Annotated in this window: 1 protein-coding gene; it reads left to right on the forward strand. The window is 55.4% G+C overall.

Annotated features, from left to right (window positions below; all coding sequences use genetic code 11):
• The first annotated feature begins 67 nt into the window (after window positions 1-67).
• Window positions 68-1,230 (forward strand): IS3 family transposase gene (locus EZI54_RS23720; RefSeq protein ID WP_131484314.1). Its coding sequence is split into 2 segments (ribosomal slippage): window positions 68-323 and window positions 323-1,230, totalling 1,164 coding nucleotides; the frame shifts between segments, so codons are not numbered across the junction.
• Window positions 1,231-1,238 lie beyond the last annotated feature (8 nt).

The following is a 1,238-nucleotide window of genomic DNA, read 5'->3' on the forward strand; positions in this document are numbered from 1 at the left end:
TGTAGTGGTCCAATGATTCCGGACACCAACGTAGGTGGTAAGATCGCCACCATAAACGAGGTGTCTGATGACCAGAAAACGACGTTCCTTTACTCCTGAGTTCAAGCAGGAAGCAGCCAGCCTGGTGCTGGACCAAGGTTACACCATCGCCCAGGCGAGTACGTCGCTGGGGGTGGGAGAAAGCCCCCTCCGACGCTGGGTTCAGCAACTGACGGATGAGCGTGGGGGTATAACCCCGAAAGGCAAAGCCTTGACCCCGGAGCAGCGCCGGATTCAGGAGCTGGAAGCCCGCTGCAAACGCCTTGAACAGGAGAAAGACATACTAAAAAAGGCTACCGCTCTCTTGATGTCGGACGACGTGAATCGTACGCGCTGATAGACCAGTTGAGTGAGCAAATGCCTGTTGAAATGGTCTGCAATGCGTTTGATATCAGCCGTTCCAGCTATTACGAGTACTGCCAACGGCGAAAGCACGTGGATGTTGAGCGTCTGGCTCTGAAGGCTCAGGTAAACCGTCTATTTACCAAGAGCCGCAGCTCTGCCGGCAGTAGAACGATCAAGGGCATGCTTAATGACGACGGCGTTGTCATCGGGCGCTTCAAAGTTCGACGATTGATGAGTGAGCTGGGGCTGATCTGTAAGCAGCCGGGGCCTCACGCCTACAAGCAGGCGACCGTTGAGCGACCGGATATCCCGAACCATCTGGATCGTGAGTTTGCAGCAGAGCGGCCTAACGAGGTCTGGTGCGGTGATATCACTTACATCTGGAGCGGCCAGCGATGGAGTTATCTGGCTGTGGTGCTGGATCTGTATGCCCGCCGGGTTGTTGGTTGGGCCATGTCATCCAGTCCCGATGCCGACCTGGTTGTCAAAGCTCTGGACCACGCCTGGGAACAGCGTGGTCGACCGGAGAAAGTCATGTTCCACTCGGACCAGGGCAGTCAGTACGCCAGCCGTAAGTTCCGTCAGCGGCTCTGGCGCTATCGAATGACACAAAGCATGAGCCGACGTGGCAACTGCTGGGACAACGCACCGATGGAGAGGCTGTTCCGGAGTCTGAAATCTGAGTGGATACCGGCCATGGGATATCGGAATCTGCCTGAGGCCAAAAAAGATGTTGGTGGCTATCTGATGGACTATTACAACCGGCAGCGACCTCACACATTCAACGATGGCATTCCGCCCGTTGCAGCTGAGGAAAACCTTAAAATACTGTCCGGGATTAGTTGACCACTACA

Source organism: Marinobacter halodurans (assembly GCF_004327985.1).
Lineage (GTDB): Bacteria > Pseudomonadota > Gammaproteobacteria > Pseudomonadales > Oleiphilaceae > Marinobacter_A > Marinobacter_A halodurans.